26 protein-coding genes are annotated in these 21,670 nt (G+C 42.6%); 5 read left to right on the plus strand and 21 right to left on the minus strand.

All coding sequences use genetic code 11. The annotated features are described in order from the left end of the window. Positions 1 to 57: 57 nt before the first annotated feature. The 8 genes from fni to sleB all read right to left on the minus strand — a co-directional run bounded on the left by fni (position 58) and on the right by sleB (position 7,020). Complete coding sequence (gene fni / locus LCM10_RS06625) at positions 58 to 1,107, minus strand: type 2 isopentenyl-diphosphate Delta-isomerase (RefSeq protein WP_224875358.1); 1,050 nt, start codon at positions 1,105 to 1,107, stop codon at positions 58 to 60. 16 nt (positions 1,108 to 1,123) lie between these two features. Continuing rightward, positions 1,124 to 2,257 carry a 30S ribosomal protein S1 gene (gene rpsA / locus LCM10_RS06630; protein ID WP_224875640.1) on the minus strand — a complete coding sequence of 378 codons (1,134 nt, stop codon included), beginning with the start codon at positions 2,255 to 2,257 and terminating at the stop codon, positions 1,124 to 1,126. Positions 2,258 to 2,380: 123 nt separating this feature from the next. Beyond that, positions 2,381 to 2,953 (minus strand): lysophospholipid acyltransferase family protein, encoded by a 573-nt coding sequence (locus LCM10_RS06635; RefSeq protein WP_224875359.1) that lies wholly within the window; start codon positions 2,951 to 2,953, stop codon positions 2,381 to 2,383. 1 nt (position 2,954) lies between these two features. Continuing rightward, the gene (gene cmk, locus LCM10_RS06640) at positions 2,955 to 3,620 is read right to left on the minus strand and encodes a (d)CMP kinase (RefSeq protein ID WP_263621378.1); all 666 of its coding nucleotides are present in this window, start codon (positions 3,618 to 3,620) and stop codon (positions 2,955 to 2,957) included. Positions 3,621 to 3,748: 128 nt separating this feature from the next. Then, positions 3,749 to 3,928, minus strand: a complete 180-nt coding sequence (locus LCM10_RS06645) for a YpfB family protein (protein ID WP_224875642.1) — start codon at positions 3,926 to 3,928, stop codon at positions 3,749 to 3,751. 62 nt (positions 3,929 to 3,990) lie between these two features. Then, positions 3,991 to 4,638 (minus strand): flagellar brake protein, encoded by a 648-nt coding sequence (locus tag LCM10_RS06650; protein ID WP_224875360.1) that lies wholly within the window; start codon positions 4,636 to 4,638, stop codon positions 3,991 to 3,993. A gap of 232 nt (positions 4,639 to 4,870) precedes the next feature. Continuing rightward, positions 4,871 to 6,217 (minus strand): germination protein YpeB, encoded by a 1,347-nt coding sequence (ypeB, locus tag LCM10_RS06655; protein WP_224875361.1) that lies wholly within the window; start codon positions 6,215 to 6,217, stop codon positions 4,871 to 4,873. Between the two features lie 14 nt (positions 6,218 to 6,231). Then, positions 6,232 to 7,020 carry a spore cortex-lytic enzyme gene (gene sleB / locus LCM10_RS06660; RefSeq protein ID WP_224875643.1) on the minus strand — a complete coding sequence of 263 codons (789 nt, stop codon included), beginning with the start codon at positions 7,018 to 7,020 and terminating at the stop codon, positions 6,232 to 6,234. A 309-nt stretch (positions 7,021 to 7,329) separates the two neighbouring features. Here sleB and LCM10_RS06665 point away from each other — a divergent pair, with 309 nt between their 5' ends. After that, positions 7,330 to 7,674, plus strand: coding sequence for a hypothetical protein (locus LCM10_RS06665; RefSeq protein WP_224875362.1), 345 nt, complete (start codon positions 7,330 to 7,332; stop codon positions 7,672 to 7,674). A gap of 50 nt (positions 7,675 to 7,724) precedes the next feature. On the opposite strand, the gene prsW is transcribed toward LCM10_RS06665, so the two are convergent. Further along, positions 7,725 to 8,411, minus strand: coding sequence for a glutamic-type intramembrane protease PrsW (prsW, locus tag LCM10_RS06670; RefSeq protein WP_224875363.1), 687 nt, complete (start codon positions 8,409 to 8,411; stop codon positions 7,725 to 7,727). A 79-nt stretch (positions 8,412 to 8,490) separates the two neighbouring features. Here prsW and LCM10_RS06675 point away from each other — a divergent pair, with 79 nt between their 5' ends. Then, the gene (locus tag LCM10_RS06675) at positions 8,491 to 9,474 is read left to right on the plus strand and encodes an asparaginase (protein WP_224875364.1); all 984 of its coding nucleotides are present in this window, start codon (positions 8,491 to 8,493) and stop codon (positions 9,472 to 9,474) included. 44 nt (positions 9,475 to 9,518) lie between these two features. On the opposite strand, the gene LCM10_RS06680 is transcribed toward LCM10_RS06675, so the two are convergent. The 7 genes from LCM10_RS06680 to LCM10_RS06710 form a co-directional block, all read right to left on the minus strand. Beyond that, positions 9,519 to 10,484 carry a YpdA family putative bacillithiol disulfide reductase gene (locus LCM10_RS06680; RefSeq protein WP_224875365.1) on the minus strand — a complete coding sequence of 322 codons (966 nt, stop codon included), beginning with the start codon at positions 10,482 to 10,484 and terminating at the stop codon, positions 9,519 to 9,521. Between the two features lie 269 nt (positions 10,485 to 10,753). Then, complete coding sequence (locus LCM10_RS06685; RefSeq protein WP_224875366.1) at positions 10,754 to 12,031, minus strand: Glu/Leu/Phe/Val family dehydrogenase; 1,278 nt, start codon at positions 12,029 to 12,031, stop codon at positions 10,754 to 10,756. A gap of 250 nt (positions 12,032 to 12,281) precedes the next feature. Beyond that, entirely contained in the window at positions 12,282 to 12,869 is a 588-nt protein-coding gene (locus LCM10_RS06690) for an adaptor protein MecA (protein ID WP_224875367.1), read from the minus strand. A 73-nt stretch (positions 12,870 to 12,942) separates the two neighbouring features. Continuing rightward, a complete protein-coding gene (locus LCM10_RS06695) occupies positions 12,943 to 13,851 on the minus strand; it encodes a MerR family transcriptional regulator (RefSeq protein WP_224875368.1) in 909 nt (302 codons plus the stop codon). A 103-nt stretch (positions 13,852 to 13,954) separates the two neighbouring features. Continuing rightward, positions 13,955 to 14,716 carry a metallophosphoesterase gene (locus LCM10_RS06700; protein WP_224875369.1) on the minus strand — a complete coding sequence of 254 codons (762 nt, stop codon included), beginning with the start codon at positions 14,714 to 14,716 and terminating at the stop codon, positions 13,955 to 13,957. Further along, positions 14,709 to 15,092: a hypothetical protein gene (locus LCM10_RS06705; protein WP_224875370.1), complete on the minus strand. Its 384-nt coding sequence runs from the start codon at positions 15,090 to 15,092 to the stop codon at positions 14,709 to 14,711. The genes LCM10_RS06700 and LCM10_RS06705 overlap by 8 nt, the downstream gene beginning before the upstream one ends. A gap of 62 nt (positions 15,093 to 15,154) precedes the next feature. Beyond that, positions 15,155 to 15,790 (minus strand): HPP family protein, encoded by a 636-nt coding sequence (locus tag LCM10_RS06710; protein ID WP_224875371.1) that lies wholly within the window; start codon positions 15,788 to 15,790, stop codon positions 15,155 to 15,157. A 202-nt stretch (positions 15,791 to 15,992) separates the two neighbouring features. Here LCM10_RS06710 and LCM10_RS06715 point away from each other — a divergent pair, with 202 nt between their 5' ends. The 3 genes from LCM10_RS06715 to LCM10_RS06725 are packed head-to-tail and all read left to right on the plus strand — an operon-like array spanning position 15,993 to position 17,075. Beyond that, on the plus strand, positions 15,993 to 16,214 hold the full coding sequence (locus LCM10_RS06715; RefSeq protein WP_175991174.1) for a spore coat associated protein CotJA: 222 nt from the start codon (positions 15,993 to 15,995) through the stop codon (positions 16,212 to 16,214). 3 nt (positions 16,215 to 16,217) lie between these two features. Then, complete coding sequence (locus tag LCM10_RS06720) at positions 16,218 to 16,478, plus strand: spore coat protein CotJB (protein ID WP_224875372.1); 261 nt, start codon at positions 16,218 to 16,220, stop codon at positions 16,476 to 16,478. Positions 16,479 to 16,505: 27 nt separating this feature from the next. After that, complete coding sequence (locus tag LCM10_RS06725) at positions 16,506 to 17,075, plus strand: manganese catalase family protein (protein WP_224875373.1); 570 nt, start codon at positions 16,506 to 16,508, stop codon at positions 17,073 to 17,075. 127 nt (positions 17,076 to 17,202) lie between these two features. Here the strand turns inward: LCM10_RS06725 and LCM10_RS06730 are convergent, their stop codons facing one another. The 5 genes from LCM10_RS06730 to LCM10_RS06750 form a co-directional block, all read right to left on the minus strand. Continuing rightward, complete coding sequence (locus LCM10_RS06730) at positions 17,203 to 17,664, minus strand: YpbF family protein (RefSeq protein WP_318247474.1); 462 nt, start codon at positions 17,662 to 17,664, stop codon at positions 17,203 to 17,205. 111 nt (positions 17,665 to 17,775) lie between these two features. Then, a complete protein-coding gene (locus LCM10_RS06735; protein ID WP_224875374.1) occupies positions 17,776 to 18,471 on the minus strand; it encodes a LysM peptidoglycan-binding domain-containing protein in 696 nt (231 codons plus the stop codon). Further along, on the minus strand, positions 18,449 to 19,063 hold the full coding sequence (locus LCM10_RS06740) for a CPBP family intramembrane glutamic endopeptidase (protein ID WP_224875375.1): 615 nt from the start codon (positions 19,061 to 19,063) through the stop codon (positions 18,449 to 18,451). The genes LCM10_RS06735 and LCM10_RS06740 overlap by 23 nt, the downstream gene beginning before the upstream one ends. Beyond that, positions 19,064 to 20,536, minus strand: coding sequence for a RecQ family ATP-dependent DNA helicase (locus tag LCM10_RS06745; RefSeq protein WP_224875376.1), 1,473 nt, complete (start codon positions 20,534 to 20,536; stop codon positions 19,064 to 19,066). After that, positions 20,526 to 21,575, minus strand: a complete 1,050-nt coding sequence (locus tag LCM10_RS06750; protein ID WP_224875377.1) for a helix-turn-helix domain-containing protein — start codon at positions 21,573 to 21,575, stop codon at positions 20,526 to 20,528. Before LCM10_RS06750 ends, LCM10_RS06745 begins: the two co-directional genes overlap by 11 nt. Positions 21,576 to 21,670: the final 95 nt, after the last annotated feature.

The following is a 21,670-nucleotide window of genomic DNA, read 5'->3' on the forward strand; positions in this document are numbered from 1 at the left end:
ACAGCTTTCATCAAAAAAAAGACGAACTCCTTCTAAAAGGAATTCGTCTTTTTCACTTTACGCTTTTCTACTGTATTTCTCAGGTTCGAAACCTCTCATCTTCAACCAGTGATAAACATCACCCTTTAACACCAAAGGTACGGCATGCAAATCACTGATTGTTTCACAGCCCAATGCACACATGAGAAAACGGATATCGTCATGAAGCCCATTCACTTCATCTACCGTTTTACTCAGGCCATGATCAACAAGATTCTTCAAGATGGCCCCTGCCATCCCAACTGAGCAAGCACCGAGGCTTAATGCTTTTACACTATCCAGGCTAGTCTTGATTCCACCAGATGCCAACACAGGAAGGTTACAGCTTGAGGACACTTCCACAATGGAGACCGCAGTGGGGATACCCCAATCATCGAAGAATTGAAGCATCCTGCTCCTTCTTTGATTTTCAATCCTGGAGAAATTCGTCCCCCCGAATCCCCCGACGTCAATAGCTGAAATCGAGGTTTCAGAAAGAGCACTTGCCGCTTCCCGACTGATACCGAAGCCGGTCTCTTTTACAATGACAGGCACTTCCAATGTATCGGATATTGATGCAATCCGTTCAAGTGCACCTTTAAAATCACGGTCTCCCTCAGGCATGGTCAATTCCTGGATCACATTCAGGTGAATCTGGAGTGCATCCGCATCAATCATTTCCACGGCGTCTTTTGCCTGCTGGACAGACGCCTCACTACCCAGATTAGCAAAAATGACGCCATCGGGATTATGCTTTCTCACAATTTCATACGTATGACGTTCATCTGGATTTTTGAGTGCAGACATTTGGGAACCGACTGCCAGTGCAATCCCGGTTTCCCTCGCCAGGATGGATATGTCCTTATTGATGTCAGAGGTATACTCTCCACCCCCACCCGTCATCGCGTTGACGAAAATTGGCGAACTTAATGAAAGTTCGCCAATTTGGGACTGTAGGGATGTTTCGTTTAACGCTGTGTTCGGCAGGCTTTGATGGACGAATGTCACATCTTCGAAACCCGTCTTATCCTGCTGCCCTGTGGAGAGGGCATAATTTATATGATCCCGTTTACGTTGAGCTCTTGTCACAGTCCATCACCAATTTTTATTTAAGATCTTTTAACTTATCGCCAATCATCTCACCAAGCTGGAAGCCGGTGTTTTCTTCAGGCATTTCATAATCGACAACTTCTTCTTCTTTCTCTTCAAGCGCTTTAATGCTTAGGGAAAGACGTTGTTCAGATTCATTTACGTCCAACACTTTCACTTTAACCGGTTGCTCTTCTTTCAGTACTTCATGAGGGGTACCGATGTGCTTATGTGAAATTTGTGAAATGTGCACCAATCCTTCAACACCAGGGAACACTTCCACAAATGCACCGTAAGAGACCAAACGTTTAACGGTACCGTCCAACGTGCTTCCTTTAGGTGCTTTTTCAGAAATGTCGCTCCACGGTCCAGGCAGTGTTTCTTTGATTGACAAGGAAATTCTTTCATTGTCACGGTCGACACTTAGTACTTTGACCTGAACTTTCTGTCCTTCCGAGACAACATCAGAAGGCTTATCTACGTGCTCGTGAGACAATTGAGAGATATGGACAAGGCCGTCCACACCACCGATGTCAACAAATGCACCGAAATCAGTGATTCGTTGAACCGTTCCTTCAAGCACGGCACCTGCTTCAATGTCGGTTAGAAGCTTTTTCTTTTGCTGTTGCTTTTCAGCTTCCACTACAGCACGATGGGAAAGGATCAATCGGTTCTTTTCTTGATCCAATTCAACAATCTTGAATGTAAGGACTTTATCCTTGTAGTCGGAGAAGTCCTCAACATAATGATCTTCCACTAAAGATGCCGGTACGAACCCCCTGACTCCAAGGTCGACAACCAGTCCGCCTTTAACGACATCCTTTACTTCCGCTTCAAAGATGTCACCATTTTCAAAACGGCTCTTCATTTCATCCCATGCTTTTTCAGCATCGACCTTACGCTTAGAAAGAACCAATAGTTCTTCTTCAACTTTTGTCACGATTAACTCAAGTACATCCCCTTCATTGACTACATCAGAAGCTTTTTCAATGTGAAGGCTTGAGAGTTCACTAATTGGAATGATGCCATCCACTTTACTATCTTGAACATCAACTAGGACTTGTTTTTCTTCGACCTTAGTGACGGTTCCCTGTACTTTTTCACCAATTTCGAGATTCTTTACTTCAATTCCATTCATGTCTTCCATTATGTACTCCTCCTTAATCCATGACTACAAAGATTTTATTTTGTGAATACTTACACAAGTACAATAAATTATTCTTTCTACTAACTTCTAATAAATAGCCTTATTTGTCAAGCAAGAATGCCCGGGTTATTTCATTAGTTTTTTAATATGATCCATGATGATCTCAGTCGTTTTCTCTGCATTAAGCTTCTGTTCCTTGATCTCATCCATCGGAATCGGCGGTCCATAGACAACCTTGAGCTTCTTGAAGGGTTTATATGGACCGATGATGGCACAAGGGACTACCTTCGCTTCAGAACGCAGTGCAAAGAAACCTGCCCCTGCAAGACCTTTACCAATTTCTCCTGTTTTACTTCTAGTACCCTCTGGAAATAAACCTAAAACCTTTCCATCTTGTAATATTTTCAACCCTTTCCGGAGTGCCTCACGATCACTCATGCCCCGTTTCACTGGGAACGCGTGGATCTTAGGTAATAGCTTGCCAAGAACCGGCACCCTGAACAGTTCCTCTTTCGCCATGAAGGAAACGGGCCTCGGAGCCGTTATTCCGACGACAGGGGGGTCGAGGTTATCAATGTGGTTGGCACAGAGCAGGACTCCGCCTTCTTCCGGGAAATGTTCCAGCCCTTCGATTTCGATACGATACAGCGGTGAAAGAATCGAGTTGACCAATCCTTTTGCAAACGAATATAAATTCACCTTAACCGACCCTTTCGACAAGAGACATGATGCGGTCGACGACTTCAGGGATGGAAAGGGATGTTGTATCGATTTCGATGGCATCATCCGCCTTCCTCAAAGGGGCCACTTCCCGTTCCGAATCAATCTTATCTCTTCTTGCGATTTCTTGTTTCAGGCTCTCAAGATCAGAAGGGAATCCTTTCGAGACATTTTCTTCATGCCTTCTTTGAGCCCTCTCATCGACACTTGCCAGTAAGAATACCTTTACCTCGGCATCCGGTATGACGTGGGTACCGATATCCCTGCCATCCATTACGACTCCACCTGCGCTTGCAAGCTCCTGCTGCCTCTTCACCATCTCTTCCCTGACACGGGAATGCACTGCTACATGAGATACTGAATTCGTCACATCTGACTGACGAATCTCATCGGTCACATCCTGACCATCAAGGAAAACAAGCTGACCTTTATCGGATGGCTCCAATTCGATTTTTGTTTGTGTCAGCATGTCCATCAACTCGGATTCGTCATGCAGATCCACCTTGGAGTTCAATGCTTTATATGTCAGTGAGCGATACATGGCTCCGGTATCAATATAAAGATAAGATAAATTTCCTGCTACAATTTTAGCGACGGTGCTTTTTCCTGCTGCTGCAGGACCGTCAATGGCAATTCTCAATTTCATAAAAATAATCCACCTACTTAATTTGCATATGATTTCTTCCTTATTCTATCATAAAATTCACGGAACATAATACAGAACTTCTCTTCAAATGGCATCCGGAATCTCACCACCAAAAAAAGCAGGATGCTTCACCTGCTTCTTCTACCTGATAATGTTTCTACTATTTCACTATATTCCATTTTCTCAACCCCTTCATAAAATACGATCCTATGAAGCTCGGGAAGTATATTGAGTTCATGGAATATGAAGTGAACCGTAAGCAGCAAAACGAAATGGATCACCGCTAACTTGATTAATATCCTCTCCACTGTCAACAAGTTACATCACCCTTTTCCCGTCATTAGGAAAAGTATGTGTAAATGGTAGAATTTTATTCAAGTAGCCCTTTTTTCCTTAATTCCAGCTGTCTTTCAAAGCAGTATCTCATAATCAGCTGCCGCTGGTTTTCCGCCAAGTCATAAAATTCAATACTTCCGATCCTTTTATTGTTCTTCTCCCAGACTCGAACAAGGCTTCCCGTAAGTTCAAGATATTGACATTCACCAGATTGCATCGCCAGGACAAGAAGGACTTTAAGGCGCTCTCCCCGATTGATATCCATCCCTTCCTTTAGCAAGACCGCACATCCACCTGCACTGATATCCTCTGTAATGGTCGGATGATACCGATCGTTGCAATAAATCGAAACATCTGCTATTGCTTCTACCCGGACAAACTGCCTTCGCTGTATTTTCACAAGCCCTTCCTCACCCGGGTAGTGAATATGGATCATCGGGATGTTTGCAAGTTTCCTTCCTAGGACTTCCGTCTCAAACGTAAGGACGGTCTGTTCATTATAAACAAAGCTTGCTTTCAGCTGAGTGCCATCTATTAAAAAAGCGGTCTTACCAGTCTTCGTATGTAAGGGATAATCAATATAAATTCCTTCAGTACCAAGCTCTACTACCCTGCATCGATATTTCTCAAAGGTCTCATTTTCAATAGGCTCAAGTTGCAATGTAATTCCGGGTCTGATCATAAACCATTACTCCTACTTTCGTTATCCGATAATTTGTACCTATATTATGTCACGTAAAATACTTCCTTTCCATACTTTTTTTAGGAATAACGATCTTTTGAATTCTTCCAAACACATGATTTGGTTACGAAAACACCTTCGTCCAGGAAGACATCTGCTTTTAAGGGGAATGGGATGTGTACATGAACAAGAAAAAGGACGATACCTTGTTAAGGATATCGTCCCGTTTTTTCTAAATCACTTCTTCATAAATCGGTTCAGTATTTTTCAGTTTTTCGACCTTTTCTTCTTCCCCTGTGTTTGCATTAACGAAAATCCTGTACGTATCATTACCGAGCATCCCTAAAAATTCATAGCACAGTACTTCCTCGTTTAAGTCATTTACGATAATGGCCTGTCTTTCTTCCATGACTTTGAGGTTAGGGTTGGTTTCTTCCTTTGCCTGCTCCAAGGCAAGGCTCGCTTTAGGTATTTCACGTGCATGATTACTACGCAGGTATTCTTCCGCTGCAAACCCGACGATTTGCCCATTATCGAGCGCAACCTTTATTTTGATTGCATCAGGATAAATCCTCACGCCATCAATGACGGTCACATATGTGAAAACACCAATCTTATCGTATTGAACACTCTCAAATAACTCGAGGTTCTCAAACTTATTTTCCTTAAGGAATTTAGTCGCATAATCAGCAGCCTTATTCAGACCGATTTTGCTTTCCTTTACCTCTCGATTGTTGATATACCAAATTGGGTATCCACCTTTTTGGGTAACATCCATGCTCGCCTCTGTTTGACCATTTCCGATGGACACACTATAGAACTTGAAATTGGATCCTTTTCCGCTCTTTGTCACTTTTGCATCCTTTGATTTGTCGATACCCGAGTATTTTCTTAAAATGGCTACAGCTTCCTTTTTGGAAATCTGTTCGCCCTTTAATTTCTTGAAATTCTCATCCCTTTTTTGAGTATTGACGAAGGTTGTGGAACCAAAACTCGCTTCATCGTAGCCTGACACGTTTTTCTCCACTGTTTTGAATCCATCTATGATCGTGTTGTCGGCTTTCTCCTTACCCGAAGCAAGTGCCATTTCTACATCCATCCAGCGAAGGTTATTCTCGATGACCAGATGCTGGACCCTTCTCAATTCATTTTGCATATCGGCACTCTGGTCGTAAAGCTGCTGAAGTGATTTATATTCTTTGTCCGTCAATGGCTTGTCGTCCAGATCCCTGACAGCTACACGATAACTGAAGTCACCAATCTTACTTAGAAACTCCTCAGTCTTATTAAATGGCAGCAGTGTTAATGGTAATTGCCCGACATCACTATGTGCCTGGGACGTCAACCTCCACACATCCGCAAGTGCCGGGGATAAGGATTTTCTAGAATTCATTGCGAGTGTCGTCCCGATTTTATCGTGAAGAAGGTCCATTTGATAAGTAAGCTCGTGAAAAGCCCGTTGATAGTTATTTTCGGCATTGATCAGTATGGCGTTTTTCTCCTGGTGTTCCTGATAGCCCCAAAACGCCGTTCCAGCGACTCCGATGACGAGTATAGCGATTAAAATACTTCGTACCAAGATCCTTCACCTCATTATTTACAGAATATATGTTTCCCGATCTGTTTGATCTGGGGTCTTGACCAAATCCATTTACTTGTAGCAGTGGCCGGATTAAAGTAATACAATGCATTGGATGATGGGTCCCAACCATTAATGGCATCCAAAACCGCTTCCTTCGCTTTCTCGTTCGGAGTCAGATAGATTTGTCCATCCGCTACCGCCGTGAATGCTCCAGGTTCAAATATGACACCTGCGGCTGTATTCGGGAAAGATGCACTATCAATGCGATTCAATATGACCGCCGCTACTGCCACTTGTCCCTCATAAGGTTCACCGCGTGCTTCACCATATACTGCGTTTGCCATGATTTGAATATCATTCTGAGAATACCCATTCGGTGTGTTAGTAGCCGTCGGTTTGGAAGGCTTATTCTCAGGTTTCGGCTTAGATGGCTGTGTTCCTCCGCCTCCACCTCCGCCACCTGCACCTGACTGCTTGTTCATGTCTGTGCCTCCGTAGTGGGTGAATTTCTTCCCTTTTCGGATCTGCTCTTGCACGAACTGCTTGTTATACTCTGAAGCCTTTACTAACTTTTGTTTGGTTTCAGATCCTGCCAATCCATCAATTGGAAGACCGAATTCATATTGGAAATTCCTTAATGCCCAATATGTACCCCAGCCGAAGACCCCATCGATCTTACCGTTGTAGTAACCAATATATTGGAGCCTCGCTTGAAGTTCGATTACGTCTTCACCAGTTGCTCCATGCTGAATGACTTGATTGGTAAAAGCGTCTGCTTTCTCCCCTTCCGAAGAAATCATCGCAAAGGAACAAACAAGCACCACGACTAAAGCTGTACCTAACCTTTTGATGCGACTATTCATTATGCCTTAACCTCCATATCTTCAATTAACATTAACCCTAGTTTTTGTAGAGACTCCCATTTTATACAAATGCAAACGAAAAAATGGATAGCAGGAAAGAATCCCCCTATTTGGGTTTTGGATATTCCCCAGAAATTAGAGGAATGCTGCAGATTGATACGACAATGTAATCTTAGAGAAAAAGGCATGTAAACAACATTCGATATAATGGAAATTACCAAAAGAGTCTTACAAAGGGAGGCAATTATGGAGGATTATTTAGCAAAATCACTGGATGAGTGGAAAGAGGACATTTCGGAGGTATTGGATCAAATCAATACTGATTACGATGATGTAAAAAAAGAACTGAAAGTATATTCCTATAAGTATGGAATCACGAAGCAGGTGATCCAATCGACCGTGAATGAAGAAATCATTGAAAACATAAGGGAAATGTACCATAAGCCGTTTGAGGAAAAATACAATGAATTAAAAGAATACATAAGAGAACTGGACGAGAAAAGAAAAGTGTTTCAAATGTTTGTGAATAAGATTGATGAAGTAAAACGGAAGGAAGCCCCTAAAACCGACCTTGCCGCTGCCTATAAATGAACAGAACAAAAGCCGTCCAACACTGGACGGCTTTTGTTCTCGAATGGCTATCAAAGGATTTCTTCCTCAAGCTCACGATGCAGATATTTATTGGCTGTCATCCGGTGTGCATGCTTGACCTTCTTCAGTCCGAGCCACCATAGAAACAGCATGAATGGAACCATATAATAAATCCAGTTCTTCTCAGATAAAAAGATATAATTGTAGGTCCCATGTAAGACCAGAGGAATCAACATGGAAGTCAGAAGCCATTTATGTCGCTGATCGCGAACGGAGAATTTCGCCTTTCCGAGATAATATCCCATTATTACACCGAATAAGGCATGACTGGAAACCGGCATCAACGCCCTTCCGAATGCATACTCGACCCCATTCGATACGAGGAACAAAATGTTTTCGACGGTGGCAAACCCAAGGGATACACTAGCACCGTAAATGATCCCATCATAAGGGTCATTGAAATGGTAATGTTGAAAAATGGCAACCATAAGAATGAACCATTTGAAGAACTCTTCTAATAATCCTGAAGAAACATAAGCATTCATCCAATTAGAGGAAATTGCCCCCTCCACCTTGAGTACATACTGAAGGAACATAATCGGAAAGGTAATTAATACGCCGTATAAAAACGTTTTGAATACGAGGGCTATCGGTTCGGCTTCATATTCATCCCGCAAATAAAAGTAACTTAACAAAGCTAATCCTGGTGCTATACCCGCTGATAAAATCACCAGCATATAAATGTCCTCTTTTCTTTCTGTTTTCTTAATCGTATCATGTTAAAGTAGGAATGAAAATAAGAAAATACAAGGAGGAATGATCTCATTGAAGAGTAAAATATTAGTGATACATACTGGAGGAACCATCTCGATGATGGAGGACAAAGATACGGGATCAGTCGTGCCCGGAAGAGAAAATCCTCTTTCTGTACAAACGTCCATGGTTTCGAATATTGCAGACGTACATGTGATTGAAGCATTCCACCTGCCTTCCCCACACATCACACTTGAACATATGAACGAAATCAAACGATTGATCGAATCGGAATATGCCAAGACATCATTCGATGGGGTCGTCATTACACATGGCACCGATACCCTTGAGGAAACGGCCTATTTCCTCGATTTGACAGTGTCGCTCCCGATTTCAATCGTAGTGACCGGAGCGATGCGGTCGAGCAACGAAATCGGCGCGGATGGTCTCTATAACCTTATTTCCTCCGTAAGGGTGGCCGCTGAACCACAATCCGCCAATAAAGGGGTTTTAGTCGTCTTGAATGATGAAATCCATTCGGCAAAGAATGTTACAAAGACGCATACAAGCAATGTATCAACATTCCAGAGTCCACAGTACGGGCCAATCGGAATCGTGACAAAAAGAGGGATCCTTTATCATCATCAGCCGACATCTTCTGAAAGTTACAAAGTCTGTGACACTACCAAAAGAGTGACATTGATCAAAGCCTATGCCGGAATGGATTCAAGCCTTTTAATCGCCCTAAAGGATCTCCAATTTGACGGCGTAATCATTGAGGCGCTAGGACAGGGAAATCTCCCACCTGAATCTGTGCCTGGCGTGTGTGAACTGTTGGAACATCAAATTCCGGTTGTGCTTGTATCCAGATGCTTTAACGGGATTGCACAGGATGTATACGGGTATGCAGGCGGGGGAAAACAATTAAAAGAAAAAGGAGTCATCTTCTCCAATGGATTGAATGGTCAGAAAGCACGGATCAAACTGATGGTCGCCTTATCCCAAACCCATGATTTCCAGGAGTTGGAACGCATCTTCAAAAATTGACTCTACACACAAGAAAAGGTCCGCATTAAATGCGGACCTTTTCTTTATGTTCGTTTCTCCATGATGGATTTTGCTATGAGGCCACCGTGATGACGACCGTTTTCGATGAAGATCTCATTGGCATTATTTCCTGCGGCAATGACTCCTGCCACATAGATTCCCTCAACATTGGTCTCCATCGTATCCGGATTGAATGACGGCCTTCCCGTTTCGGGACTGATGTCAATCCCCATCTTCTTCAAGAAACTATGATCGGGATGATAGCCTGTCATGGCAAACACAAAATCGTTCTTACACTCATGCTGGACTCCATCCACTTCGTATCGAACGGCATCATCCAGGATCTCCGTCACACAGGAGTTGAACTCCATCGCGATTTCACCATTGCGTACAAGCGCATCAAAATTAGGGAGGATCCATGGTTTGACACTCTTTGAATATTCGCTTCCACGATAAAGGACCTTGACCCGGGCTCCCGCCTTGTTCAGTTCGAGGGCCGCATCCACTGCTGAATTCTTTCCTCCGATCACAACGACATCAGTGTCGAAGAAGGGATGTGCTTCTTTAAAGTAATGGAATACTTTTTCCTTATCTTCACCTGGAATCCCCATATAATTCGGGCTGTCATAATATCCCGTGGCAATGATGACCTGTTGCGCCTTGTATTCTTCCTTGGATGTCGAGATGATAAAGTGGTCTTCCTGTTTTTCCACTTTATTCACCATCTCAAATCGATTGATGCGCAAGTCTTTGCGCTTGGCCACTTCCCTGTAATAAACGAGGGCCTGGTTTCGTCTCGGTTTATGCTCTTCAATGACAAACGGCACATCGCCGATTTCCAATTTTTCACTAGAAGAAAAGAACGTTTGATGCGTCGGGTAATGATAGATGGCGTTTACAATGTTCCCTTTTTCTATGATCAAAGGGTCAATTCCTTGATCTTTTAGATGAATCGCAGCGGATAGTCCACAAGGACCTCCACCCACGATGATGCAATCTTCATGTCTCAACTTCAGGCACTCCTTCTGATCTCTATATCCGATATTCTGCGTTTTTCCCGCTCTGTTTATGATTCCTGTTGATGTCTGAGGTACCGTCTCCCTTTTACAACAAGGAGATTTATCAGAAATGAAACAGGCTCTAAACAGAAACGTCCATTAAAGACTCTGCCTGTATATTATGAAATACTTTTTACTATTGGTCAAAAGATAGTACCTTCACATTGGAAGCATTCCAAAATAAAAAGGGCGAGAATCAGCTCTCGCCCTTTCATGTATACTTAAATCCAACCCCTGAAGCGGCAGGCTTCTGCCATTTTTCTTACACCGACCATATAAGCAGCAAGCCTCATATCCACCCTTCTGGTCTGTGAAGTTTCATAAACATTGTTAAATGAATTGATTAAGATCTTTTCGAGCTTCTCTTCTACTTCTTCCTCGGTCCAGTAATATCCCTGGTTGTTTTGGACCCATTCGAAATAAGAAACCGTTACGCCACCTGATGATGCCAATACGTCTGGAACGAGTAAAATTCCCCTTTCCGTCAGGATTTTTGTCGCCTCCAATGTAGTCGGACCATTGGCAGCCTCCACTACGATGCTTGCCCTGATATTATTCGCATTCCGTTCAGTGATCTGATTCTCGATGGCAGCTGGGACCAGTATGTCACAGTCAAGTTCCAAGAGCTCTTGGTTCGTGATTGTATTGTTGAACAACTTCGTCACTGTTCCGAAGCTATCTCTGCGATCCAATAGATAATCGATATCCAGTCCATCTTCATCATGCAGTCCACCATATGCATCGGAAATTCCAATGACCTTTGCACCGGCATCATGCATGAACTTTGCAAGAAAACTTCCTGCATTTCCGAATCCCTGGACTACAACGCGCGCTCCTTCAAGCTTGATTCCCTTTTTCTTTGCAGCTTCATGGATGCAGATTGTAACGCCTTTGGCGGTAGCCGTTTCCCTTCCATGCGACCCACCAAGAACCAATGGCTTGCCCGTAATGAAACCTGGTGAATTATATTCATCAATGCGGCTGTACTCATCCATCATCCAGGCCATGATTTGAGAATTGGTGAACACATCTGGTGCAGGAATGTCCTTTGCAGGTCCGACAATCTGACTGATTGCCCGCACGTACCCCCTACTTAGACGCTCCAGCTCCCTGAATGACATATCCCGCGGATCGCAAATGATCCCGCCTTTCCCGCCTCCGTATGGCAAATCGACAATCCCGCATTTCAAGCTCATCCAAATCGAAAGGGCTTTCACTTCCTTCTCCGTTACATTCGGGTGGAAACGGATTCCGCCTTTCGTAGGACCCACAGCATCATTGTGCTGAGCTCGATAACCCGTGAAGACCTTTACCTTGCCGTCATCCATTCTTACAGGAATCTTGACTGTCAGCATTCTGACAGGTTCTTTCAATAATTCATATACTTCTTCAGGATACCCCAATTTATCTAAAGCGTGATGAATAACCGTTTGTGTGGATTTCAATACATCATTCTGTTCTGATTCTTGGTGATTTGCTTTATCCTTCTCGGCTACCATGTATGTAAACCTCCCAGTATAGTTCACTGTTTAGCGGACCCTCGTCTGCTTTCATGACATAGTATACACGTTTGGTTTCCTCTTGCAAAGATAGAAAAATAAAAAATGGATACTTTTTTGAAAACGCTATCATTTTTATGGGAAAGAACGAATCTGAAAGATCCTTTTCCCCTCTTTTGCACTACCAATCAAGCAAAATAAAAACACCTTTAGGCTGATTCGTCCTAAAAGTGATTAATTGAAAACATTATTAAAAGTATTTCGTCATCATTTCCATCGCTTGTTTCAGGATGATCGGATGACCATATTCAAGCATCGTGCAAGTCGTTTGGTTGGATGACTCACCATACTCGAGAACAATCGACTCGATTGATAGCGTCCGGATCTGGGGAACATTCTCAAAAAGGAGGTAGTACTTGTTTTCCATATGCAATAAGCTGATGTCCAATGTGCATGATTCCAAATGCTGAGTGTCTTTCAGCCTTTTTAGTACATCAATGACCCCATCCAGATCGTAAAAATAAAATAACATATCTGTTTCCATGACAGGTTGGATCAACTCAAGGCTTCCCTCAATGTCAGAATAGTCTTCATCGTCCAATTCCAACGTAAGGATCAAACAAATCTCTTGCTCGTCGAACGATTCTATTTCAACCGTTATTTCCATATGTGCTTCAATTCCAAATTTCCCTTGTACCTCATCCAGCATATCGTCGAACAAATCATGCCATGATAATGAGTCTTTCCATTTGTCTTGTTCAAACAACCCTTTTTGCTCGAGTTCCTCAACACTTATGGAAAATTTGATTTTATTCTCGGAAATCCGCTCAAGTCTCATTTGTGTGTGCCCCCCAACAGTGTGACGACTTACACCATACTATGTAGAGGGCACAAAACAGTGCATGAATACTTTACATTTTACTTTTCAACCATTCTTCCCAATCATCTTTTGTCCTTCCAACAATATGATTATTGTATGTTTCTTTAACGCTTCTTGGTAAATGGTCGATTGCAAAACCGCCCATACCAATCTCAAGGGATTCGAATTCTTCCTTCAGGGAAGTGACCAGTGATAATAAAGAATCTACATTCTCTTTCATCGTGCATGAAAAAAACAGGAACTTCGGCTTCACTTCGTTCAACACAACTTCAATATCGTCTTCCTTGATGCTGGATCCAAGGTAAATGACCTCGAAACCTTTTCTTCGAACGAATAATGTAAAAATCAGAAGTCCTAATTCATGCCATTCCCCCGGTCCACACACCGCCACCACCTTAGGCAAAAAGCCGTTGTGCGGGAAAGAGTGCATGATGCTCCCTATCCTGGACCTGAGGATTGAACTAGCGAAATGCTCGTGCGCAGTGGTGATTTTGCCTTTTTCCCACAGGTCTCCGATTTGAACTAGTAAGCTGCCAAGGATGTCGATTACGACCTTGTCTATCGTATAAATGGAAAATGACCTGTTAATCAGTTCCTGTGCTTGCATTTCGTCAAAGCTGAGGAGGGCCCTCAGCAGCTCATCGGAAATATTCTGGCTTCTATCCTGCTCTGCCTGCTCGCTGATCTCAACTTCTTCAAGTTCCTGCTTATCCAAAAGTGCAACTGCCTGGCTGATTGTAAAACCCTGTTTTACCTTTGACACAAGCCATTTTAAAATATTCAGGTGTTGTTCTGTATAAAGTCTATGACCGGATTCGTTCCTTACAGGGGCAATGATATTGTATCTTCTCTCCCAAGCCCTCAACGTTCCAGGCTGAATTCCCAGGATTGTGGATACTGCTTTGATATTATACTTACCGTTTGTATTCTGGTCTTTCATAGAAATCCCCCATGCTCTTCTTTTGCTAACGTTTATTAAAATTATAGTCAAGATTTCTCATCGTGTAAAATATGTATAGGTTATGAGTAAGCTTTGTCTACTATTAGCCCCTTTTTATTGTGATGAGATGCGTTTCTGGAGGTGCTCCGAGCCGGAGAGGGAGGGCTGTCGTTCCGTAGCCATTGCTGACGAGCAAGGTCGTCTCCGGACGCTTTTCCACCCTTCCTTTTTTATACAGCCCCCAACCTAGGATACGGATTTGTCCCCCGTGGGTATGTCCGCTTAACATAAGGTCGATGCCATCCTCCGACTTGACTAGCTTCACCAGCCTCGGATCATGACTCAGAAGAATATTGAAAGAAGAAGAATCAATTTTTCGAAGTGCATGGGGCAGGACCGCTCGCTGGGTACTGGCATCATCGACCCCGACCAAGTTGATGCGCCCTCCTTCAAAATCATAGGGAACGGAATCATTGACGATTTCCTTGACCCCCATCTTTAAAAGAAGCCCCTTTAGTTCTTCCGTATTCACTTCGTAATCATTATTTCCCCAAATAAAATAAACAGACCCAATGCCTGTTAATTTCTCGATATTCTCTTCCACCCGTGACATAGGCACGGTTTTTTCCGTCAAGTCGCCTCCAATGACGACAATATCTGCTTTTTGTGCACGTTCTATAATCTCGTTATGAATCTTTCGCTTATGGATATCGGAAATGAAGAAGATCGTTAACGGTTTGGTTGAAGGAAAATGCGGAAACGAGAAAGTATGAGTCTTAACCTCATTACGATGAGCCTCCAGGTACATAAAAAGGAGAACAAGGGCTCCCCCGGATAATACTAAAATGATGATTAATTCAAGCATGATGGCCTCCTTGCCGACGAAAATCTAAAGAAATGATACCATAAAATACGGCTAAAAAGGAAAAAAATAATGTCTCCCATGATCCCATCATAAAAAGTCCATACATCATGCAGACATGGACAGGGACTATTAACAGTTCTTTATGTACATCCCCTTTAAATAAACGCATCACATAATAAAATTCAGTCCTCAACAGTTTCCCCTGTATGAGCAATCCAAAAATAAAAACGATGGAAGAGGCAAAAAATTCAATTGGATGCATGACCAGTTCCACAACGATATCCGACGTCTCCTGAACGTCCATATCAGGGAACCATTTGATGAATAGATAACCAAAAAGGAAAGTGCCCAATAGCCTGAATAGATAGATAATCAAAAAAATCCCTCCCATAAATCTTATGAGAAGGATTCCATTTCATACTGTTATATTCTGAAGAATCATTCGTCTTCCTTGATGTGCAGGATTCTGAATCCTGATTTCTCCAATTTATTGATGAATTTATCGACATTGTCTTTCTTTTCGATTTTCATGACAATCCGTCGCAATAGCTTATCCGTTGCATCAAAAGTAACAAGGGAAATGACTGATTCTGAATATTGCTGGATGATATCCCCAAGCCTCGCAATCCTTCCTTCTGTTTCAACGGATGTAAATGCGATACGTATCCCTTTGCGATCGATGCCGAAAGCACTCTTGAATTGGTCAAGCACATCGTAACGGGTGATGAGTCCGAGGAATTTCCTCTCTTCATCTATGACTGACAGGATGGGGAAATCTTGGAATTCAATCAACGTATCTTCGAAGACATTGCTTTCCACTAAGAATTTATCTTGATGGATGGAAATATCCCCTGCTTTCGTTTCTTTCAGATAGGTCTCCCTATCCATCCCCGATTGAAAGAATTCTTGATAAATGTTATACCGGGTCACAACCCCGACATATTTATCGTCCGATAACACCGGAAGGCCATCAATCTTATGATGCTCCATGACCTCCAAGGCTTTCCCAATTGAATCTTTTTCATTTACTACATAGCATTTGTGTTTTGGAATCATTGCATTTTTTACGAACAATTGAACCACCTCTTTAATAATGTCCTACGATTATTTATTCCACATTTCAAAGGGTTTTCCCTTCTTATCGAATGCTGTTTTCTCAAAGTTTGTTGTGCTCCTACCCAATCAACGGACCGTTCGAGTGTACGGAATATTGACATGTTCTCCCATCCACCCTCATATCTTGTTACGAAGGATATTTCAATCGGGAGGGATCATCATGCATGAATTCTATAGAAGTTGGCATCCTTATGTAAGTCCTTTCGATCCATGTAAACCGATTACAACGAAGGTTTACTCCACTCCCCCAAATCTCTTCCTGGGGTTTCAGCCTCCGAACCTGGAACAGTACCCCCCAAAGGAAGCATTGAGGAAGGGGACTTTATGGAAGGTGTTTTACGATCCTTATTACAGTCCCTATGAAAAGATGAAGGGAGAATAAAGAATGAAACAACTTCCGGAACACTATTACGAGATGATGGAAGAGTTACAGGCCGTTGATTTTGTAGTACTGGAACTCACTCTTTATCTCGATACCCATCCAAATGATCAAGCTGCCATTTCTCAATACAATATGTACGTTAAAACAAGAAAACAGATCAAAAAGAAATTCGAGAAGGAATTCGGGCCACTGACAAACTTTGGGTATAGCTACTCGAATTATCCTTGGGACTGGAAAGATGCACCCTGGCCGTGGCAGGTTTAGAAATTAGCATAGGAGGGATCCATCTAGATGTGGGCATATGAAAAGAAGCTTCAATATCCGGTAAGAGTGAGCACGTGCAATCCGACCCTCGCAAAATATCTTGTTGAGCAATATGGTGGGGCTGACGGTGAATTGGCGGCAGCGCTGCGATACTTAAACCAGCGGTATACGATCCCTGATAAGGTGATCGGACTGTTGACGGACATTGGTACTGAAGAATTTGCTCATCTGGAAATGATCGCGACCATGATTTATAAATTGACAAAGGATGCGACACCGGAAATGATGAAAGAAGCAGGTTTGGATGCACACTATGCCAATCATGACAGCGCATTATTTTATCATAATGCATCGGGTGTACCATGGACGGCTTCATACATTGCAGCGAAAGGGGATCCGATTGCGGATATTTATGAAGACATCGCAGCAGAAGAAAAGGCAAGGGCGACCTATCAGTGGATCATCAATTTAAGTGATGATCCTGATTTAAACGATGGACTCAGGTACTTGCGTGAAAGGGAAATCGTGCATTCTCAACGTTTTAGGGAAGCTGCTGAAATCCTTAAAGATGAACAGGGTAAAAAGAGATTTTTTTAAATGGCGTTCAGGCGTTTGGGTGCATTTATCCAAGCGCCTTTATTTTTTCTTGCCCAATGGAAGAAGTCCCTTGGCATTGTGGATCCATCATCCCTGAAGCATGCAATTCAATGTCAACGGGGGATATTTACTTACTCCCATGATAAAGATTGATATCAAACAGACTTTTCATTTCATCGAATACTTTGTGGCGTTTTTTCCATGCATCTTCCTTCCATAGATCCTTGCTTCTGTCGATGATTTCCTTCCTGAGATCCTGGTACTCTTTTTCTTTTTTCTCTTTCTGTTGATAAAGTACCCTCACTCCACCGAAAAGCCCCGCAAGAAATACAGCGATGATAACAAGTACAGAGTTGGATATGAAAATTGAAAACATTGTACCAAACGAATATGAATAAGGCTCGAGTATCGCTTTCGTCAAGTAATAGAAGAAACAAAAAGAGGTAAATACAGCAATCCATAAGCAATAAAGATGCATTTTTTTTGCACGATCAAACTTTTGTTTTCGATCCACCAGGTTACTCAACATTTGTTTAGTCGCCGGGTCCGTCCACTCTTCAAACCCACGGATTGAATCATGCATACTCATCCACTCCCCTCATTCCATTCTATGAGGTTGTCCAATCATGTAGAATCCTTCTTTCCAAAAAGCTCTCTTCTGTTTAGGGAATAAAAAAAAACCTCACCGAAACGGTGAAGTCTAATTTTCGGACAATGGAATGTTCAATACTTGTCCAGATTGGATTTCGTTGCTTGTGAGATTATTGGCTTTTTTGATGATATCGATTCCTTCTTGTGAATGATAGTATTTCATCGCTATCCGGAAGATCGTTTCTTGAGGCTGCACTGTATGTTGAATCACTTTTTGGCCCTCAGCATCCCCCTGCTCACTACCCGCTGTAGCGGAAGCGGTTTGCCCTTCCGGTTCTTCCACTTCTGCCGCTTTTGCAGTAGGAAGTGTTGGTTTTGTAGAGGAACCATCTTTCTTGGTAACGGGAGTATCCTCTTCCGCATCATCTGAAGAATCCGTTTCTTCTTCAGAAGACACAGCCTCTTGGTTTTCCTCTGTCAAGATGGATTGGTCCTCTTCACCTGTTCCATCATATTGGACCTCCTCCACCTCATTATGTTCTTCAGACATCACGGCCAGAGGCTCGTTCCGGCTGTCCAAATAAGAGTAAATACTGAATACAGTCAATGGCATCAAAATAAAGAATAAAAGTAACATACTGATTAGCGGGTACTTCAGTTTCACCTTATTTTTTTTCTTCTTTTCACGATGAAGTTCGCTTCTAGGAGGGAGGGGTTCCCTCTTGTTTGGTACCGGGCTCTCTTGTACCCTTTCAATCTTCTGTTTTAATTTTTCTGCTCTATCACGAAATGGGTCTCTGTTCATTAGACATCCCTTCTTCTTTTGCCTGACTTGCCTTGAATCGCATGTAAAGCCCTAATAAAAAGTCGATTATAAAATGCATCACAATGGTGACTACTAAATTTCCTGTAGATTCATAAATGATTCCAATCAAAAAACTTAAAACCACTATATTCAAGATAAGGAACCAGTGGGCCCAATATCTAAAATGGATGGCTGCAAAAACGATACTCGAAATAATCAGTCCAAAATGAAATTGCAGCACACCCCTGAATAACAGTTCCTCACTAAGGGAAATGGCGATCGCAAGGAGGGCTATTTCCCAAATGCTTCGATCTGAGAAGATTCTTTCGTTCACTCCTCCATCATCATAATAGCGAGGGGGAAGTTTCTTCATCAGGAACACATCAATCATGACGACAATCAGTCCGACAGTGACCCCGACAGTCCAAATGGAGGATGTATAGCGGAACTGACTTCCAAAAGTGGACCAATCTTCAAATAAGAATATACCTAATAAAAAGGAAATCGTTAATAGTACTATTTGAGTAAAAAACAAATGAAACGTCAATTGTCTTTTGCTGAGCTGATTGATTAAATCTCCTTGCTTTTTCATTCATATCACTGATCCCATTAAAAGTTTTTCGAGCCTTTTCTTCCAATCCTTCTCTGCGTTAGCCCCCGTTTCTTCTTCCTCAAACGAGGATGCTAGCTCGGTTAGTGTAAAACCGCATCGATCACAACAGCATTCCGGACGTTCATTCAACGTTTCATGAAAGTAATCAAGGATCGATTCCCTTCTACAACCGCTCCCATGAAGCCAGTTCACCATATACAGCAGTTTTTCTTTCTTATATTGGATTCGTTCATCCCTTATCTTTTTTATTTGCCATATCAACCTGGCGCGATCGGTCCCCTTCCCTTCCTCGACATAATGCTTGAGGAAGCGATATTGGATTTCCGAAAGCTGCAGGAGGGACATCAGTTCCTCTTCGGATTTATTTTCATGGGATGCCACGAAGCCTTGGATTTGATTGTCGAATGGCAGCTCCCCTTCAATCAATTGAACCGGAAGTGATAGGTCGTGCTCGGTGAACAAAACAATCGCTGTGCTGTTCTTCCCATCACGTCCCGCCCTCCCGATTTCTTGAAGATATGACTCTATGCTAGAAGAGAAATGAAAGTGGATAACGAACCTGACATTTTCTTTATTTACGCCCATACCGAACGCGGACGTTGCACAAATGATCCGCAACTGATTCGAGAGGAACTGTTGCTGAATGAGGATACGCTCTTCCTGCTCCATCCCTCCATGATAGTGGGTGACCCCGTCAATGCCTTTATCGCGAAGGATCGCCGCTACCTCTTCAGCAAGCCTCCTGCTTGTGAAATAGATAACGCCCGCTCCCTTGAGGGAAGAAACGCATTGAATCAATTTATTTATTTTGTCATCATGGTGTTCCACTTTCTCCACTACCAAGGCGATATTTTTCCGGTCGACGGAATGGATGAACTCTTCTGCTCCTTCCATATGGAGGACTTTCTTGATTTCTTCCCTGACTTCATATGTCGCCGTAGCAGTCAGCGCAAGAGTCGTCGGGTTTCCCAGACTCTTCCTGACCTCCCCCAACTTTAAATATTGGGGCCTGAAATCCGGTCCCCACTGCGAAATGCAATGTGCTTCGTCTATGACGAAAAGAGAGACGTTCAGACGCCTGATTGCACTGTTAATATCAGGGTTACTCAGCATTTCAGGTGATATAAAGATGAATTTATATAGATGCAATCGTTCCATGGCACGTTTTTTTTCAGGGAAAGGCAGGAACGAATTAATCGCGATGACTTTCTTTTCGCCTTTGACTTTCATTTGATCCACTTGATCCTGCATCAATGAAAGCAGGGGTGAGATGATGATGACCGCACCATCCAGTAAATACCCTGGCAGTTGAAAACATAACGATTTACCCGTCCCAGTCGGCAGCATTGCCAACGTATCCTGTCCGGATAACACCGATTCTACGACTTCCTTTTGACCTTTTCTGAAGGATGTATACCCGAATTTCCTGTTAAGCTCTTGTTCAAGTGTCATTTCTATCACCACGCTTTGCGATTGCTATTCTGATTTGGAAGTAAGAGAGGTGCGGCAGCCTATCTTTGATTGGCTTTAGCCTCCTCGTGCCAAGCTCTTCGATGACTGAAATGGCATGTACCAATTCAGACGGCGTAATAAACGCATCCACATCAACTTGATCCTGGGATAAGATGATTTCAATGAAATGATCTTCTATCGTATTAACCTTGAGCTTTCTCAGTTGTGCAATCTCCTCGATTGAATGACCACTAAGAAATAATTCGTACGTTTTGGCTGTAGATAGCGTAATGTTCTTTCGGGTTTGATTCAATGAGCTCAATGAGGAAAGAATCGGGTACTTACCTTCATTTCCATCAATCCATTGGATCAGACTGTGGATGAGGTCAAGGAATCTGTATCGATATTCCTCCGCATGAAGCTTCAACTCTTCAGCAGCTTGCATCTCCGTCAAACCATAGTCTTTATATCCCGTCAGCCTCGATACGATGATGTAGGGATCATTTTCACGAGTCAATGATTCATGCAGTTCTTGAAATAATGAAGATGCCATTCGGTCCCAGTCATCATTCTTATGTAAAAAATCCTTGATCCATCCCTGTATGCTCCTGTTCCGCTGAACAGGGTAATAGGATGTTTCCTCATGTCGGTGGTTGGATAGTACTTGGGTGAGCAGATTCAACCTCCTCCAGAACACAAACCCTCGATCTCCATACAAGAGACCATTCATATGTTCAGGAAAAAAGAAGGTTGAGTGCATCCCTTCCAAAGCTTTCTCTCCTTCCGGTGTCAGCTGTGCTCTCGAATCTTCGTTGAGCATGATCATTTGTGAATCAGATAGGCTCTGGATTTTCTCATCGAAATAATTCCGTGAGAGCTTAGGGAGAGAAAGGAAAAAAGGTTGTAATCGATATAAGTGCGCATCTTGTATGGACTGAGAAGACTTCTTCCCTTTAAGGATATGATAAACCGAATAAATGGAGCGTTCACCATTTAACTGCTTCAAACAATATACTATTACAAAGCTTAGATACGACATATTATCCCCTTTAGTTTTTTGCAGGTTATTGTCAAATATTGTACCATGATTTTAGACTCTTTCGAGGTTTTGTTTTTCATTGTTAGGATAAATAT

Origin of the sequence: Rossellomorea aquimaris, from assembly GCF_020171925.1 — a bacterium.
Lineage (GTDB): Bacteria > Bacillota > Bacilli > Bacillales > Bacillaceae_B > Rossellomorea > Rossellomorea aquimaris_F.

Bases quoted from the DNA above. Each gene is read 5' to 3' on its own strand.
- cmk (WP_263621378.1), bottom strand. From the start codon at position 3,620: ATGAAATTGAGAATTGCCATTGACGGTCCTGCAGCAGCAGGAAAAAGC.
- LCM10_RS06650 (WP_224875360.1), bottom strand. From the start codon at position 4,638: ATGATCAGACCCGGAATTACATTGCAACTTGAGCCTATTGAAAATGAG.
- sleB (WP_224875643.1), bottom strand. From the start codon at position 7,020: ATGATTTCTTCGGAAGGGGAGAAAGCAGACGCTTTTACCAATCAAGTC.
- LCM10_RS06665 (WP_224875362.1), top strand. From the start codon at position 7,330: ATGGAGGATTATTTAGCAAAATCACTGGATGAGTGGAAAGAGGACATT.
- prsW (WP_224875363.1), bottom strand. From the start codon at position 8,411: ATGCTGGTGATTTTATCAGCGGGTATAGCACCAGGATTAGCTTTGTTA.
- LCM10_RS06675 (WP_224875364.1), top strand. From the start codon at position 8,491: ATGATCTCATTGAAGAGTAAAATATTAGTGATACATACTGGAGGAACC.
- LCM10_RS06685 (WP_224875366.1), bottom strand. From the start codon at position 12,031: ATGGTAGCCGAGAAGGATAAAGCAAATCACCAAGAATCAGAACAGAAT.
- LCM10_RS06690 (WP_224875367.1), bottom strand. From the start codon at position 12,869: ATGAGACTTGAGCGGATTTCCGAGAATAAAATCAAATTTTCCATAAGT.
- LCM10_RS06695 (WP_224875368.1), bottom strand. From the start codon at position 13,851: ATGAAAGACCAGAATACAAACGGTAAGTATAATATCAAAGCAGTATCC.
- LCM10_RS06700 (WP_224875369.1), bottom strand. From the start codon at position 14,716: ATGCTTGAATTAATCATCATTTTAGTATTATCCGGGGGAGCCCTTGTT.
- LCM10_RS06715 (WP_175991174.1), top strand. From the start codon at position 15,993: ATGCATGAATTCTATAGAAGTTGGCATCCTTATGTAAGTCCTTTCGAT.
- LCM10_RS06720 (WP_224875372.1), top strand. From the start codon at position 16,218: ATGAAACAACTTCCGGAACACTATTACGAGATGATGGAAGAGTTACAG.
- LCM10_RS06725 (WP_224875373.1), top strand. From the start codon at position 16,506: ATGTGGGCATATGAAAAGAAGCTTCAATATCCGGTAAGAGTGAGCACG.
- LCM10_RS06730 (WP_318247474.1), bottom strand. From the start codon at position 17,664: ATGAGTATGCATGATTCAATCCGTGGGTTTGAAGAGTGGACGGACCCG.
- LCM10_RS06735 (WP_224875374.1), bottom strand. From the start codon at position 18,471: ATGAACAGAGACCCATTTCGTGATAGAGCAGAAAAATTAAAACAGAAG.
- LCM10_RS06740 (WP_224875375.1), bottom strand. From the start codon at position 19,063: ATGAAAAAGCAAGGAGATTTAATCAATCAGCTCAGCAAAAGACAATTG.
- LCM10_RS06745 (WP_224875376.1), bottom strand. From the start codon at position 20,536: ATGACACTTGAACAAGAGCTTAACAGGAAATTCGGGTATACATCCTTC.
- LCM10_RS06750 (WP_224875377.1), bottom strand. From the start codon at position 21,575: ATGTCGTATCTAAGCTTTGTAATAGTATATTGTTTGAAGCAGTTAAAT.